We start from the raw sequence: 14,244 nt of genomic DNA, 5'->3' as shown, positions 1-14,244 counted from the left end.
GCTTGACGGCGGCGCTCCCGATGTGGACGGTGACGGACATCGTGACAGTCTCAATCGAACGCCAGCAGCAAACGATCACGAGAATGCTCGATATGACGGCGCATTGCCTGTTCCGCCGCAGCGGGATCGGAGGCAGCGAAGGCGGCCAGGATGGCCTCATGCTCGTCGAGCGCTTCCTCGGTAACGCGTGAATGGAACATCAGGCGGAAGATGTGGAAGTGCGTGTGCTGGAATGCGAGAGTCTCGCGCACGAGATCATTGTTGGCAAATTCCATGATCCTGTCGTGGAAAATGGCGTCCTGCCGCGCGAAGTTTGAGTAACGCAGGCGTTCATCCTTGCCTTCGCGGCGCGCCATGCCCCCTGCGGACTCTTGAAGCACCGCAAGTTTCGCCTCATCCATCAATGCGGCTGCTTTGGCCGCCCCATGCGGCTCGAGCAGCAGGCGAAGCTCATAAAGTTCGTCAAATCGGCGCTTGGTTATCTGCGGCGCGGCGCGGTAGCCGATCAAATGTGTCTTCAGCACAAGGCCTTCGCCTTCGAGGCGGCCAAGCGCTTCACGGATTGGCGTGTGGGATACATCGAGTTCCTTGACCAGACTGTCGACGGTGATCCGTGAGCCAGGCGCGATCTTCAGTGACATGAGTTGCGCGAAGATCGCTTCATACACGTCCTCCACCAGGCTGTTGGATCGCTGGATGCGTCCGCTAGCGGGGTCGGCTTCTCGGGCATTGCTTAAGTTCATGACCTGCATCTTTGCCTCTTGACAGGATCACTGGCTAACACGATGCTTCGCTCAATACAATCCTATATCATATACGATTTAATACAGGATATTTAGGGCCGAGCTCGGCGAGCTTTCGCTTTCCACTCCCAACATCATCGAGGGACGAACATGAGCCTCTTCGCTGCCGTAAGGCTCCCGCGTGAGATCCTCTTCGGGAAGGGCCAGCGCCATGTCATTCCAACCGTTGCAGCCAGGCTGGGCCGTCGCGCTCTTGTCTGTACGGACGAGCGCTTTGCCGCAACTGTCGCCTTCGCAGAGATCTTGGAGGCGCTCGAGTGCGCATCGATCGATGTGCTGGTGCACGACCGTGTGCTGCCCGATGTGCCACGAGACACGGTTGCCGTCTGCGTAGAGATGGCGCGAGAGTTTGCGCCGGACATGGTGATCGGCATCGGAGGTGGCAGTTGTCTCGATATGGCCAAATGCGCCGCGTTGCTCATCAGTCACGGCGGCCTGCTCCAGGACTACTACGGCGAGTTCAAGGTGCCCGGTCCGACGCTGCCGTTGATCGCCGTGCCAACGACAGCCGGCACCGGCTCGGAAGTGACCCCTGTCGCGGTGATTTCCGATCCGGATCGCACCATGAAGGTAGGAATCTCCAGCCCGCATCTGATCGCGGCAGCCGCCATCTGCGACCCGGAACTGACGATGACATGTCCCCCGGGACTTACGGCGATCGCGGGCGCAGACGCGCTGACACATGCGATCGAGGCTTTTACCGCCGTCAGGCGCGGCACTGACCCCAGCCTGCCGCAACAGCATGTCTTCATTGGCAAGAGCGCGCTGACCGATCATTTTGCGCTGCTCGCGATCAAGCTGCTTGGCCGCAGTCTCGAGAAGGCATACCGCGACCCCGCCGACGAGGACGCTCGGGCCGATGTGATGATGGGCGCGCTTGCAGCCGGCTGTGCGTTCGGTACGGCCGGAACTGCGGCGGCGCACGCGGTGCAATATCCGGTCGGTGCCCTTACCCACACCGCTCACGGGCTGGGTGTCGCGACCATGCTGCCGTATGTCATGAAGTACAACCGGGCCGCCGCGGCCGCCGAGATGACCGAGATCGGCCTTGCCCTTGGTCTCGACGGGGGGGACCGGAGTACCGGTGAGATGGCCGACGCGGCGATCGACGAGATCGGCCGGCTGTTTGGAGCGATCGGGATCACGCCTACGCTGGCCAAGCTCGGGCTTCCCGCCGACAAGCTCGATTGGACGGCCGAACAGGCGCTCGGCATTGACCGTCTCATCAAGAACAATCCGCGTCCATTCGATCTGGCAGCCATGCGGGGCCTGATCCAGGCTGCCTATGATGGCGACCTCGCCACCTACGTCGTGTGAGCAATAGAGGAGCAGGCCATGAACATATCTCATCAGGTGCTGGAGGACGAGCAGGACACTGCCGACTTCCATAGATTTTCCCACGGCTTGTATATCGGCGGCCAATGGAGGCAATCCGCCGACAGCAAAGAAATCCAGGTCGTGGACCCTTCCACCGAGGCAGTAATCGCCGCCGTTCCCGATGCGACGATCGAAGATGCCGCGGCCGCCGTGGAGGCTGCGGCCAAGGCCGCCGATGGCTGGCGCACAACGGCACCCCGCAAGCGTTCCGAAATCCTCAGACGTTGCTTCGAGCTGATGACGCAACGTTCCGAGACGCTCGCAACCCTGATCTCGCTGGAAAACGGCAAGGCACTCAGGGACGCGCGTGGCGAGATCGCCTATGCTGCGGAATTCTTTCGCTGGAATGCCGAGGAAGCCGTTCGCATCACCGGTGAATTCGGAATGGCGCCTTCCGGCACGAACCGGATCGTGGTCGACTACGAGCCCATCGGCATCTGCATTCTTGTCACACCCTGGAACTTCCCTGCCGCCATGGCGACGCGCAAGATCGCGCCCGCCTTGGCTGCCGGATGCACCGTAATTTTGAAGCCAGCCAGCGAGACCCCGCTCACGGCCTACGCGCTTGCCGCGCTCTACCAGGAAGCAGGCGTTCCGCCAGGTGTGGTGAACGTTCTGACAACCTCCAATCCCGGCCCTGTGACGGCCGCGCTGCTGGCCGATCCGCGGGTGCGCAAACTCTCTTTTACCGGCTCGACGGGTGTAGGGCGCGTTCTGCTGGCCGAGGCCGCAAAGCACGTGGTTTCGTGTTCGATGGAACTTGGCGGCAATGCGCCATTCCTTGTGTTCGATGACGCGGATCTTGACGCGGCGGTCGATGGGGCGATGGTGGCGAAGATGCGCAACGCCGGCGAAGCATGCACGGCTGCAAACCGCATCTATGTCCAGTCTGGCGTTTACGATGCTTTTGGCGAATGCCTCGCCAGGCGGATGTCGGCACTCAAGATCGGCGCTGGTACGGACGCAGCCACGGAGTGCGGGCCGATGATCACCAGGAAGGCCGTCGACAAGATCGACCGTCTGGTCAACGATGCTGTCGCCCGTGGCGCGCGGGTGCTGTGCGGGGGCAAGGCAGGCTCGGGAACGGGATATTACTATCCGCCGACCGTGCTCTGCGACGTCCCGGCCGAGGCGGAAATGGCGCACGAGGAGATTTTTGGGCCGGTGGCGCCGATCTCGAGATTCGAAACGGAAGCCGACGTCATCGCGCGCGCCAACGACACCGAATATGGTCTTGCCGCCTACATCTACACGCGCGATCTTGCGCGTGGAATGCGGGTGGCATCCAAGATCGAAGCCGGGATGATCGCTCTCAACCGCGGCTTGATGTCCGATCCGGCAGCACCCTTCGGCGGGGTGAAGCAGAGCGGCCTTGGCCGCGAGGGCGGCCAGCATCACGGCATTGCCGAGTTCATGGAGGCGAAATACCTCGCCATCAGCATCTGAGCGGAGGAAGAGTGCAAATCGATCCGTTTCGCATCCGCGACCACGTCGCGGATTTTGACAAAATCGTGCAGGACATCGTTCACCGCAGCGAGGCCGTTCGCGCAACCATTCCAATGACTGCCGACGTTGCCTATGGGCCGGATCAGACCGAAACCATCGACCTGTTCTTTCCCTCGGGCAAAAGAAGCGGCCTGCCGGTGCACATGTTTATCCATGGCGGCTACTGGAGAATGTTCTCCAAGCGCGACTACTCATACGTGGCGACGACGATTACCCAGGCCGGTGCGATAGCCGCCATCGTCGACTATGCTCTGATGCCCAAGGTCAGAATGGCCACGATCGTCGACCAGGTGCGCCGCGCCAAGCAGTGGGTTCTGGCCCATATCGCCGACCACGGCGGAGACCCGGCAAACCTGACTGTCAGCGGCCATTCGGCCGGAGCACATCTTTCAACGTTTCTGTTCAACAGCGAGCATACCCCTTCGAATGTGCGGGCAGCTCTTCTGCTCGGCGGGCTCTACGATTTGAAACCACTCCAGAACTCCTTTCTCGCCAACGAGATTGGAATCACCGATGAGGAAGTCGCCATGTTTACACCTCTTGCCTATCGGCATGATCCTCAAACCAGGGCGACGGTTCTGGTCGGAGCCAATGAGACGCCGCCTTTCCATCAGCAAGCAGATCGATTCAAAGAGAACCTGCTGCAGCAGGGTTCGCCGGCAACGTCGCTTGTTCTCACGAACCGCAACCACATGGACAGTGTCAGAGATCTCGGCGTGCCTGAGAGCCAGGCGGGTGATTGCCTGACGAAACTGATTGCCAACGACCGCCGCTAACCCTCCCAGCAGACATGCCGGCCATCACCACGGCGGCTTAACCGCAATGCCGTCTGCATTCCAACCTGACAGCTGGAGACGGACGGCCCTCTTTGGCTCATCACAAATATGTAACATATCGCTGGTCGGAATTGCTCCGCCAGTCACACCCGTCAGACCGCCCTGAGATGCTCGACCCATTGCGGGGTCTGCATCACCGAGCGCGCGCGCATATATTTCCACGCCCCGTATTTGTAGAAATCGAAATCGAGCGCCGATACCACGTTCTGCACCATCGCCCAGGTTCCCCACTTCACATCGGCGAGCACCTTGTGCACCACAAGGCGGGCCTTCAACCGTGGATCGAACCTGCCGAAATATTCCTCGATGACCTCGGCCTCGACCGCATCGGAGAAGAACATTTCTCCGCACCAGATGCCGAGTTCGTAACAGCGATCGTTGTTAGCCGCATACTCATAATCGATCAGCATCATCGACCGGTCGGGCGCGATCATGAAGTTTCCGGGCATCGGATCATTGAAGCACGGAACCAGGTCGATACCCGAAGCTTCGAGCGCCGCCCGCGCCAGCCCGTACTGGCGATGCAGCCAGGCAAAATCCGCGGGCAGCGCGCCTCCGAGTTCGCGCACCTGATCGACATGCTCGTCAATCATATCGAAGACGGTCTTGGTCAGCGACAGCAGGCCCGAATCGTTGAAGCGCCGGTAGAGACCCAGCACCGAGCGCCGTACAGCCGGGTCGAGGAAATCGCGGTTGGTACAGGAGCGCCGCCCCTCCATGAAATCGGCGATCTCGACGCCGCGTTCGTCCAGATAGCCGTAAACCGCGGGTCCGATACCGAGCGAGTGCGCGCGCCGGCTCGCCTCCGCCGCCGCCTTTCGATCGATGAACATCTCGGTGCCCCGGCCCGGAACCTTCACGAAATAGCTCCCCGACTGTCCCGCGATGCGAACGCGCCAGTTGGAATTGCTGATGCCGCCATGCACCGGCCCGTAGCGGAGATCGCGGCCGGCCCATGGTTCGACGGCACAGATGACGGCCTCGATCTCCCGCTCGGCTTCGCTCACCGCCTCGCCCGGCCGCTTCTCAATCATGTAGAACCTCCATGCAGCCGCTCAAAGCCGTCTCAATTTCAGTTCGAAGTCCGGATGGCGAAGAGCCATTCGGCAGCGCAGCAGGCGCCACTGCGCGTATTTCAGAAACTCGATGTCGCCGCGCGGCGATGTCGAGTTCATAAGCATCCCCCAGAGCCCCCACATCAGATCGTCGGCCGCCGCATACGCACGGCACCGGTCGAGGGAAGCCTGACGGAACGATCCTTCGAACATCTCAAGCGCCGGCCGCATCTCTTCTTCGAACGGAAAGGTCTCGTTGAGTAGAATGCCGATCTCGTAGAGAGGGTCGACATTGCGGGCTTCGTCGAAATCGACGAGCTGAACCGCCCCGTCCTGGCTTATCATGACGTTGGAGGCGAGGCCGTCGGCGTGGCTCGGCCGGACATCGTAACCCGCAGCCGTGATCGAACGCTCGATCTCACCGACGCCGTCGAGCATCCACCAAAGATCGTCCGGGTGATCGATGCCAGCGGCTTTGCAGGCGTTGTCCAGCACCCGGATCCTGTCGAATACCGTCCAACACAAAGTGAACGGCCGCGCCCTGTGGATCGCCTTTTTGAGCGCGATGACCTGTTCCATCACGTCCGCCCGTCGCAGATGGTCCATGCGCGCTGTTTTCCAACCGGGCGGCAGGAGATCGAAGACGATCGCGTCCGCTTCTCGCGCAAGGTGCCGTGGACTTGGCGTGCAGCCCAGTCCGGCCGCGATGGAGGCGGCTTCAAACACAGCCTCCAGATCGACGAACGCCTTCTGGTCGGAGTTCACGATCTTCAGGAAATAGGCCGGAGACGGCTGGTCGACCGCCACTCGCCAGGCTTCGCTTTCGACGCCGCGATGCGAGGGCGATGCGATACCCGGAGGAGCTGAGGTATAACCGATCTGTTTTCCCGTCCAGGCCACAACAGCAGTGAGCGCCGCCTCGGCACGAACTTCCGCGGGGGTCGAGGCTTCGCCGAGCGTCTTCATTGTCTGTCCTTCAGTTCTTCAGGATGTTGCCGTCAACGCAGAACCGCCACAGCATCCCCGCGAGCAGTTCCGTCCCCAGGAGCCGGTCTTCGGGTGTGGTAAACTCCGTAGGGTGGTGGATGACACCGCCGACGCTCGGCACCCCGATGACGATCGCCGGCGTCACCGCCGACATGCTGACAGCGTCGTGCCCACCGATCGTGTCTAGCCGCAGCACCGTCTGCCCGAGCAATTTGGCGGTCTGTTCGGTTAAATCAATCAAGCCCGCGTCGAATTCTCCTGCTCGCCTGCGGTCTATGGATCGGACTTCGAAAGACGTGTTGGCGCGCGCGGCGCAGGCTGTGATCTTCTCCTTGAGTTCCGCTTCGGCGGAAGCCAGAAGCTCGCCGCTTCCCGACCGCAGTTCTATGAACATCACCGTTTCTCCCGGCACCACATTCGGTGAATTGGGATAGACTTCCAGCCGCGCCGCCGAGGTGTGCAGATCCGGACCGGACTTGTCGGCCATGTCCCTGAGTTCGGCGATCAGATAGGCGGCAGCGAGCAGCGCATCCTGCCGCTCGGCCATCGGTGTGGGGCCGGTGTGGGCCTGCCGGCCAACATACGCGAGACGATATTTGACGGCGCCCCAGAAACGGGTGAATGCGCCGATCCGCAGGCCGGCCTTCTCGAGATGGGCCGAACCTTCGATGTGGATCTCGATCAAGGCGTCGGGCACGACTCGAGCGGCGTCGCCCGCATAGCCGATCTCCGCCAGCGCCTCAGCCACCGAAACGCCGGAACCGTCCCGACGCGCCAGCGCAAAATCGAGGTTGACCTCGCCGGAATTGACGCTGCTGCCAAGCAGGCTGGGCTGAAATCGCGCACCTTCCTCGTTGGTCCAGTTGACGACGACGAAGTTGCATTTCGGCGTGATGCCGGTTTCAGCCACCCGGCGCCGGATCGCCTCTATCGCGCTGCAGGCTGCGATCACTCCATAGGCGCCGTCGAAACGTCCACCATTCGGCTGACTGTCGAGATGCGACCCGCACATGATGCAGGGGGCATCCCTGCCGGCCCAGTCGAGAAATCCGTACATGTTGCCGATAGAGTCGACCTCAAGGCGCAGGCCTTCCTGCGCAAACCATGCAGCCAGCCAGTCGCGTGCCAGTCCATCCTCGCGTGATAGGGTCAGTCGCGTCGTCGAGCCGTCCGGACCACCGCCGAAGGCGGAAACCTCATCCATCATCCGATGGAGGGCTTCGGCATCGATGCCGGGAAAAGCCGACGGGTCCTTGCGAATTTCAAGCATAGAGCACCTTTACCTGCGCCTGATCCATTTGCGCGGCGAAGTCCGCCTTGAGGGGAGCGTCGGTGATCAGGATGTCGACGTCCCGGAATTCGTATGTGCAGATGGAGCCCTGCCGGCCGAACTTGCTGCTGTCCGCCAGCATGACGCACTGTTTGGAGTGCTTTCGCAGCGCGCGGCGAATGTTCGCCTCGTCTTGTCCAAGGTCCATGAAGCCGAACCTGCCATCGACGGTTGCAATGCTGACGAAGGCGATGTCGAACAGATGCCGCGTGACGAGATCGACCGGATCCTGACCCATGAAGGCCCGGTAGCTCGCCCTGACGTCGCCGCCGACCGCCACGAGATTGGGATGCCCGGCATCGGCGAGCAGCGCGACGATATCGAGCGAGTTGGTGTAGACGGTGATATCAGGCCAGTTCCTCAGATGTTTGGCGAAGGCCAGCGTCGTCGTGCCGGTGTCGACGAAGATCTTGATATGGTCTCTGAGCAGAGTCGCCGCGCATTCGGCGATGCGCGCCTTCTCGCGCGCGTTCAGCCGCATCCGGTCGGCGATGGGTTCGTCGGCGTCCGGGCGCGGCTTGACGCCTCCGCCATAGATGCACCGCAGGTGCCCCTCGAGTTCCAGTTGCTTCAGGTCGCGACGTACCGTTTCCCGGCTGACCTGGAAATGCTCCGCGAGTGCTTGCACCGATACGCGCCCGTGCCTTTCGAGTTCAGCCAGTGCGTATTGCAAGCGATCTTCAGGATCGCTCATGCGGATTTCGCTTCCATCGGTATGTTCCTCCCCGTCTTTTCTTGTCCATCATGCGGCGGCGCGGGCCCCCGATATTTCAACGAGAAAGCAGGCCGCCAACTCGCCGTGATTTCGCACCGTCAGCGTCGGGCTCTCGGCACGGCACCGGTCGAAGGCATGCGGACAGCGGCTGGCGAAACTGCAACCCGGCGGCAGGTCGATCGGGCTCGGCGGCTCTCCCTCGAGCAGGCAGTCCTCCGGCTTGTAACGGCGCTCTTCCAGCGTCGGGACCGCGCTCAACAGCGCCTTCGTGTACGGATGCCCCGGATCGAAGAAAAGACGCTCATTGTGGGCGATCTCCACCACCTCGCCGAGATACATCACGGCGACCCGGTTGCAAACGCGACGGACCATTGCAAGGTCATGTGAAATGAAGACGTAGGTCAGGCCGTGCTGGGCCTGCAGTTTTTCGAACAGCGCCAGCAAGCGGAACTGCTCGGTCTGGTCAAGCGACGATAGCGTCTCGTCCATGATGAGCACCTTCGGCTCGAGCACCATGGCGCGGGCGACGTTGACGCGTTGGCGTTGACCGGCACTGAGCCCAAGCGGCAATTCATCATAAAACTTCGCGGGAAGCTCGACCTCGGCCATGACCGCCAGTACGCGTTCGCGAATTTCCTTCGCATTGCGTATGCCGTGCACACGCAGCGGCTCCTCCAGGATCGCGCCGATCGATGTGCGCGGCGGCAGCGAATTGAACGGATCCTGCAGCACCAGCTGAAAATCGCGCCGGAACTTCAGCAGCTTCTTTCCCCTCAGTTTCGAGAGGTCCTCTCCATTGCAGATGACGCTGCCGCTGTCGGGAAACTCCAAGCGGCTGAGAAGCCGCATCAGCGTGGACTTGCCGCAACCGGATTCGCCGACCACGCCGAAATTCTCGCCCGGCATCACGTCGAAGGTGACATTGCGCACGGCGCGAACCTCGCTGTGGGCCGCGAACGTTCCCCGTTTGCGGACACGGTAGGTGCGGGTGGCGTCGCGTATGCTGATCGTTGGCCTCGCAGCGTTAGGTGTACGTGGAACTGCGGCCGCTTCGCTCGTCCAGATTTTCGGTATCTGGCTGATCAACTGCAGCGTATAGGGATGCTGCGGCGCATCGATGAGCCGCTGTGGAGTGTTGCGCTCAACGATCCTGCCTTCGGACAGCACCAGGACCTGATCGACCGCCTCCTTGACCGTCGGCAGCGAAGAGGAAACGAACACCACCGCGGTGTCGAAACGCTCCGTCAACTCGCGCATCAAGCGCAAGACCTGCGCCGCGACTGTCACGTCGAGCGGCTGGGTCACATTGTCAGCAACGAGGAAAGCCGGATTGCTGACCAAAGCGTCGACGATCAGTGCGCGCTGCATCATGCCGCCGCTGAATTGCGAGGGGTACTCGTCGAAACGCAATCGTGGCGAGGGAATGCGGACCGCCCCAAGAAGGTCGATGACCTGCTTGCGGGCCTCCGAGGGATCGATGCCGGGCACTACGGCGCTCAGCTTCTCGACGATCTGGCGGCCGACCGGCAAAGTGGGATCCAGCGCTCCCATGGGATTCGCACCGACATAGGCGATCTCCCTGCGCAGCAGGCGCATCCGTCCGCCGGCCAGGTCGAGGATGTTCTGCGACTTGTACTCGACCGAGCCGGACGAGATGTGCAGCGGCGGGTCGATCCAGTTGACCAGGGCTCGCGCTAGAACGGTCTTGCCCGAACCGCTGGCCCCGATGATGCCGACGATTTCGCGCGGAGCGAGATCGAAGCTCACATCGGAGAGGACAGGCCGGGCGCCGGCGCCCGTGCCCACTTCCACGCCGAGATTTTTAACCGACAGGACCGGGCTGCTGTTCACGACACGCCTCCGTAGATCCGGTTGCGGGCCCGCTCGAGCGAAGCGCCCATGAGATTGATGCTGGTGAGGGTAAGGCACAGGAACACCCCCGGCATGGTGGCAATCCACCATGCATTGAGCAGGTATTTCCTGCCATCGGAGATGATGTTGCCGAAGGTCGGCGTTGGAGGCTGCACGCCGAGGCCGATAAAGCCGAGGATCGACTCGAAGATCATCATGCGCGCCACGTCGAGCACCGACACGAAGATGATCGGCGGCAGCACCAGCGGCGCGAGCAGCCAGACCATGATGCGAAAATCCGAAGCGCCGCTGACCTGGGCGGCACGCACATATTCGCTCTTGCGTTCGGTCATCACGACACTGCGCGTGACGCGGGCATAGACCGGCCAGCTCGAAAGCCCGAGCACAAGGATAATCGCCGGAATCGTCGGCCGCGATACTCCGAGAACCGTGATCGCGAGGATGATCATCGGGATGGAGAGCTGCGCGTCGGTGATCCGCATGATCACCATGTCGATCCTGCCCCCATAAAAGCCGGCAAGCGTGCCGAGCGAGCAGCCGATGATCAGCATCACCACCACGGTGGACAGGCCGATCAGCAGCGAATAGCGCAATCCCACCAGACTGCGCACGAGCATGTCGCGACCGATCTGATCGGTGCCGAGCGGTGCCGCCCAGCTCCATTTGTCACCGAGGAAGGGCGGCGACTGCAAACGGCCGGCAACGTTCATCTTGGTGGGATCGATGCCGCTCAAGGCCGGGTAGAGCAGCGCCGCGAGACCGAGTACGGCGAAGATCACGAGGCCGACCCGGAACTCGTTCGACGCGAGCGCCGCCTTCCATATCCGCCGGGACAGCGAAGCGCCGCGCTGCGCTTCCGGCGCGGTTACCTTCAGGCTCAGGTTGGTTTGCGCGACGCTCATCAGTATTCCAGTCTCGGATCGATCAGGGTGGCGATCAGATCGACCGCGATGTTGATCAGGACGAAGATGGCGCTGGTGACGATCGCGATGCCCTGAATCAGCGGAAAGTCGCGCTGCAGCACGGCGTTGATGGTCAGAAGCCCCAGTCCGGGATAGTCGAAGATGAATTCGATGACGAGCACGCCGCCGAGCAGGCCGCTGATCTGGATGCCGAGGAGATTGAGCAGCGGAACCGAGGCGTTGCGGAGCGCATGCGCGAAGATGATCCGGCGCTGGCTGAGCCCGCGCACGCGGCCGACTGCAATGAACGGCATCATCATTGCCGAGGAAATCGAGCCGGTCAGCGTCCGGATAAGAACTGGCGAAAGTTCGACTGCCAGCACGATTGCCGGCAGGATGGTGTAGGCAAAGCCCTTGTAGCCGATCGCCGGCAGCCATCCGAGCTTCACGGAGAGCAGCAGCGCAAGCACGATGCCGAGCCAGAAACCCGGCAAGGATATGAAGATCGACGACACGTAAAAGGCGACCCTGTCCGGCCATCGTCCAGGAGACAATCCGGCCGGGATGCCGACCAGGAACGAAAAGAGCATCGCGAACACGATCGCCAGAAAGGCGAGCTGCAGCGTCATCGGCAGGGTCTCGCCGATAAGGGTGAGCACGTCGGCGCGCTCGCCGCGCGTGGCATCCCCGAAACTGGATCCGCCGGTGGAGGCGCCGCTGGCCGGTCGAACGAACGACTGACCGAGGTCGCCCCTGACGACGCCGCTCATGTAGCGCCCAAATTGAACCAGCACCGGGTCGCGAAGCCCCATCTCCTTAGCGATCTGCTCGATCAGCGCCTCGGGCGCCATTCCGCCCGCCATCAACCGGACGGGATCGCCCGGAACGACGCGAAGCAATGTGAAGATCAGCAGCGTAACGAGAAAGATGATCAGCGCACCCTGGGCCAGGCGGCGGACAAGAAAGCTAATGATGAACATTCCATCTCCTGCTGCGAAGAAGCCCGAGGGACTGGTTGCCGGCAGCCGAGTCCGTGTGTCCGGCCACCCGGCCGTCGACGACCGATACGGCCCAGGTTGTTTTCTCCCGGGCCGCGGCTGGCGCCAAATCAGGCAAACGCCCCCTTCGACGCATCCATGGAACCGTCCGGATAGATGAAGAGCCCCGTGAGAGATTTGTCCATCGCGTGGATCATGACGGAGGTGAACAGTGAGAACGACGGCACCTTCGCGGCAATCATCGGCATGGTCTCGGTCTGGAGGATCTGCTTGCGCTCCTCCAGCGACGCGGCGCTGCGCTCCTTGTCGAGTGAGGCGTCCAGTTCGGGATCGACGATGCCGGTGATACGCTTGGACGAGGAATGGAAATGCGTACGCAGCACGAGGTCCGGCTCCGGCGATCCGGTCGACCAGCCGCAGTCGACCATATGGCCCGGACCGCCGCCGGGACGGTCGTAGAGGCGCTCGTTCCACGCCGCGATCTCCAGCACCGACAGCGTGACGGGAAACCCCTGCTCCTGCAGCATGGCCGTGATCACCTCGCCATACTCCTTGGTCTTGGGATAGAACCCGACTGAGGTGATGTATTCGAGTTCGGGGAGACCTTGCCCCTTCGGGAAACCTGCTTCGGCGAGCAGGGCCTGGCACTTCTCCGGGCTGTATTCCGGATAGTTGGGCAGGTCGATATAGCCGAACTTCACCGGCGAGACATAATTCGCCGAGGCATGGCCGGCCTCCCCGAGGATTTCGAGCAGCATGGACCGGTCTATCGCGTGACAGGCCGCCATGCGAACGCGAGGGTCGTCGAACGGCGGCTTGGAGCAGCGGAACCACAGATACTTGTTCTCGACCGAGACCACGCTGCTGATAGCCACCTTCTCGTTGCCTTGCAGGGTCGCCACCTGCTCCGGTTCGAGTCGCTCGACGATGGACGCCTGGCCGTTCATCAGCGACAGCATGCGGGTGGTCGAATCGCCAACGAAATTGAAGCTGATGCCGGGGATAGCCGGCGCCCCGAGGAAGTAGTCCGGATAGGCTTCCAGCACCGTGTCGTTGCCTCGCTGCTCGACGAACTTGTAAGGCCCGGTGCCGTTCAGGCGCTGCGAAAGCGGTCCGCCCGACCCGGCGGCGATGTCGGTTGCCGATAGCATCGGCAGGTAGGAGGCGAGGAAGATGAACAGGTGCGCCGGATAGCCGCCCTTCGATGTGTCGACAATCACCGTGTAGTCGTCCGGCGTCGTAATCGTCAGCGTATCAGTCGGACCTGGATACCATTGCGCCGGCCGGTCGGGCTGCGAGCCGTATTCGAAGGTCGCCTTGACGTCCTCCGCCTTGAATGGTTTTCCGTCGTGGAACTTCACCCCTTCACGCAACTTGATCTCAAGCTTGGTCGGCTCAAGCAAGGTGATCTTTGTGGCGAGTTCATAGATGACCTCGTCGGGATTTTCGACGCGCATCGGCGTGCGCGTCAGGAAGCCCATGACGAAACCCTCGATGTTCTTCTGCGACAGCGTCGTATGCGCCGTCGGATCCCAGTTGCCGGTGATATTCTCGGCCGACAGGAAGACCAGTTGCTTGCCCGCCTGCGCAGCCGCGCCAGAGACCAGGAATTCCGGGTTGATCACCATTAGCCCGGCGCCCGCTCCGAACGCCGCCATGCCTTTCATGAAATCGCGCCTGCTTGACTCGCTCATTTGTCGTTCCCCTTTTTCTATCATGTGGTTTTGTGGTTTCTTTACGTTAACTAAAACTCTTCACTTGGCAACATGGATTCTTGCTGTGCGCTGCTGATACTGCGCCTAAAAAAGCGCAATCACTCTACCATGTTGATATTTTAGGCACATTGACACAAAAACGTTCTGC

12 protein-coding genes are annotated in these 14,244 nt (G+C 61.8%); 3 read left to right on the top strand and 9 right to left on the bottom strand.

Annotated elements, in window-relative coordinates:
• Positions 1 to 50: 50 nt before the first annotated feature.
• Positions 51 to 752: a GntR family transcriptional regulator gene (locus ACWTU7_RS04725; protein WP_287085804.1), complete on the bottom strand. Its 702-nt coding sequence runs from the start codon at positions 750 to 752 to the stop codon at positions 51 to 53.
• A 141-nt stretch (positions 753 to 893) separates the two neighbouring features.
• Here ACWTU7_RS04725 and ACWTU7_RS04720 point away from each other — a divergent pair, with 141 nt between their 5' ends.
• From ACWTU7_RS04720 to ACWTU7_RS04710, 3 genes are read left to right on the top strand one after another with little or no spacing between them, the layout of a single operon-like run.
• Positions 894 to 2,120 carry an iron-containing alcohol dehydrogenase gene (locus ACWTU7_RS04720; RefSeq protein ID WP_455837714.1) on the top strand — a complete coding sequence of 409 codons (1,227 nt, stop codon included), beginning with the start codon at positions 894 to 896 and terminating at the stop codon, positions 2,118 to 2,120.
• An 18-nt stretch (positions 2,121 to 2,138) separates the two neighbouring features.
• Entirely contained in the window at positions 2,139 to 3,626 is a 1,488-nt protein-coding gene (locus ACWTU7_RS04715) for an NAD-dependent succinate-semialdehyde dehydrogenase (RefSeq protein ID WP_455837715.1), read from the top strand.
• Between the two features lie 11 nt (positions 3,627 to 3,637).
• Positions 3,638 to 4,462, top strand: coding sequence for an alpha/beta hydrolase (locus ACWTU7_RS04710; RefSeq protein WP_455837716.1), 825 nt, complete (start codon positions 3,638 to 3,640; stop codon positions 4,460 to 4,462).
• Positions 4,463 to 4,614: 152 nt separating this feature from the next.
• Here the strand turns inward: ACWTU7_RS04710 and ACWTU7_RS04705 are convergent, their stop codons facing one another.
• From ACWTU7_RS04705 to ACWTU7_RS04670, 8 genes are all read right to left on the bottom strand, one after another.
• The gene (locus ACWTU7_RS04705; RefSeq protein WP_455837717.1) at positions 4,615 to 5,556 is read right to left on the bottom strand and encodes a phosphotransferase; all 942 of its coding nucleotides are present in this window, start codon (positions 5,554 to 5,556) and stop codon (positions 4,615 to 4,617) included.
• Positions 5,557 to 5,577: 21 nt separating this feature from the next.
• Positions 5,578 to 6,543 carry an aminoglycoside phosphotransferase family protein gene (locus ACWTU7_RS04700; RefSeq protein WP_287329965.1) on the bottom strand — a complete coding sequence of 322 codons (966 nt, stop codon included), beginning with the start codon at positions 6,541 to 6,543 and terminating at the stop codon, positions 5,578 to 5,580.
• Between the two features lie 10 nt (positions 6,544 to 6,553).
• Positions 6,554 to 7,834, bottom strand: a complete 1,281-nt coding sequence (locus tag ACWTU7_RS04695) for an allantoate amidohydrolase (RefSeq protein WP_455837718.1) — start codon at positions 7,832 to 7,834, stop codon at positions 6,554 to 6,556.
• Positions 7,827 to 8,588, bottom strand: a complete 762-nt coding sequence (locus ACWTU7_RS04690; RefSeq protein ID WP_029350429.1) for a DeoR/GlpR family DNA-binding transcription regulator — start codon at positions 8,586 to 8,588, stop codon at positions 7,827 to 7,829. Before ACWTU7_RS04690 ends, ACWTU7_RS04695 begins: the two co-directional genes overlap by 8 nt.
• 48 nt (positions 8,589 to 8,636) lie before the next feature.
• Positions 8,637 to 10,460 carry an ABC transporter ATP-binding protein gene (locus ACWTU7_RS04685; protein ID WP_455837719.1) on the bottom strand — a complete coding sequence of 608 codons (1,824 nt, stop codon included), beginning with the start codon at positions 10,458 to 10,460 and terminating at the stop codon, positions 8,637 to 8,639.
• The gene (locus tag ACWTU7_RS04680; protein ID WP_455837720.1) at positions 10,457 to 11,383 is read right to left on the bottom strand and encodes an ABC transporter permease; all 927 of its coding nucleotides are present in this window, start codon (positions 11,381 to 11,383) and stop codon (positions 10,457 to 10,459) included. Before ACWTU7_RS04680 ends, ACWTU7_RS04685 begins: the two co-directional genes overlap by 4 nt.
• On the bottom strand, positions 11,383 to 12,363 hold the full coding sequence (locus ACWTU7_RS04675; RefSeq protein WP_287337603.1) for an ABC transporter permease: 981 nt from the start codon (positions 12,361 to 12,363) through the stop codon (positions 11,383 to 11,385). Before ACWTU7_RS04675 ends, ACWTU7_RS04680 begins: the two co-directional genes overlap by 1 nt.
• Positions 12,364 to 12,491: 128 nt before the next feature.
• Positions 12,492 to 14,075 (bottom strand): ABC transporter substrate-binding protein, encoded by a 1,584-nt coding sequence (locus tag ACWTU7_RS04670; protein ID WP_287337601.1) that lies wholly within the window; start codon positions 14,073 to 14,075, stop codon positions 12,492 to 12,494.
• Positions 14,076 to 14,244: the final 169 nt, after the last annotated feature.

The sequence above is a fragment of the Mesorhizobium sp. BHscii genome (genome assembly GCF_053848065.1).
The sequence above is the reverse complement of the archived record's forward strand: the minus strand, read 5'-3'. Positions and strand labels throughout refer to the sequence as shown.

Coding starts and splice junctions, on each gene's coding strand:
- ACWTU7_RS04705 (WP_455837717.1), bottom strand. CDS start 5,556: ATGATTGAGAAGCGGCCGGGCGAGGCGGTGAGCGAAGCCGAGCGGGAG.
- ACWTU7_RS04675 (WP_287337603.1), bottom strand. CDS start 12,363: ATGTTCATCATTAGCTTTCTTGTCCGCCGCCTGGCCCAGGGTGCGCTG.
- ACWTU7_RS04690 (WP_029350429.1), bottom strand. CDS start 8,588: ATGAGCGATCCTGAAGATCGCTTGCAATACGCACTGGCTGAACTCGAA.
- ACWTU7_RS04725 (WP_287085804.1), bottom strand. CDS start 752: ATGCAGGTCATGAACTTAAGCAATGCCCGAGAAGCCGACCCCGCTAGC.
- ACWTU7_RS04670 (WP_287337601.1), bottom strand. CDS start 14,075: ATGAGCGAGTCAAGCAGGCGCGATTTCATGAAAGGCATGGCGGCGTTC.
- ACWTU7_RS04715 (WP_455837715.1), top strand. CDS start 2,139: ATGAACATATCTCATCAGGTGCTGGAGGACGAGCAGGACACTGCCGAC.
- ACWTU7_RS04700 (WP_287329965.1), bottom strand. CDS start 6,543: ATGAAGACGCTCGGCGAAGCCTCGACCCCCGCGGAAGTTCGTGCCGAG.
- ACWTU7_RS04695 (WP_455837718.1), bottom strand. CDS start 7,834: ATGCTTGAAATTCGCAAGGACCCGTCGGCTTTTCCCGGCATCGATGCC.
- ACWTU7_RS04680 (WP_455837720.1), bottom strand. CDS start 11,383: ATGAGCGTCGCGCAAACCAACCTGAGCCTGAAGGTAACCGCGCCGGAA.
- ACWTU7_RS04720 (WP_455837714.1), top strand. CDS start 894: ATGAGCCTCTTCGCTGCCGTAAGGCTCCCGCGTGAGATCCTCTTCGGG.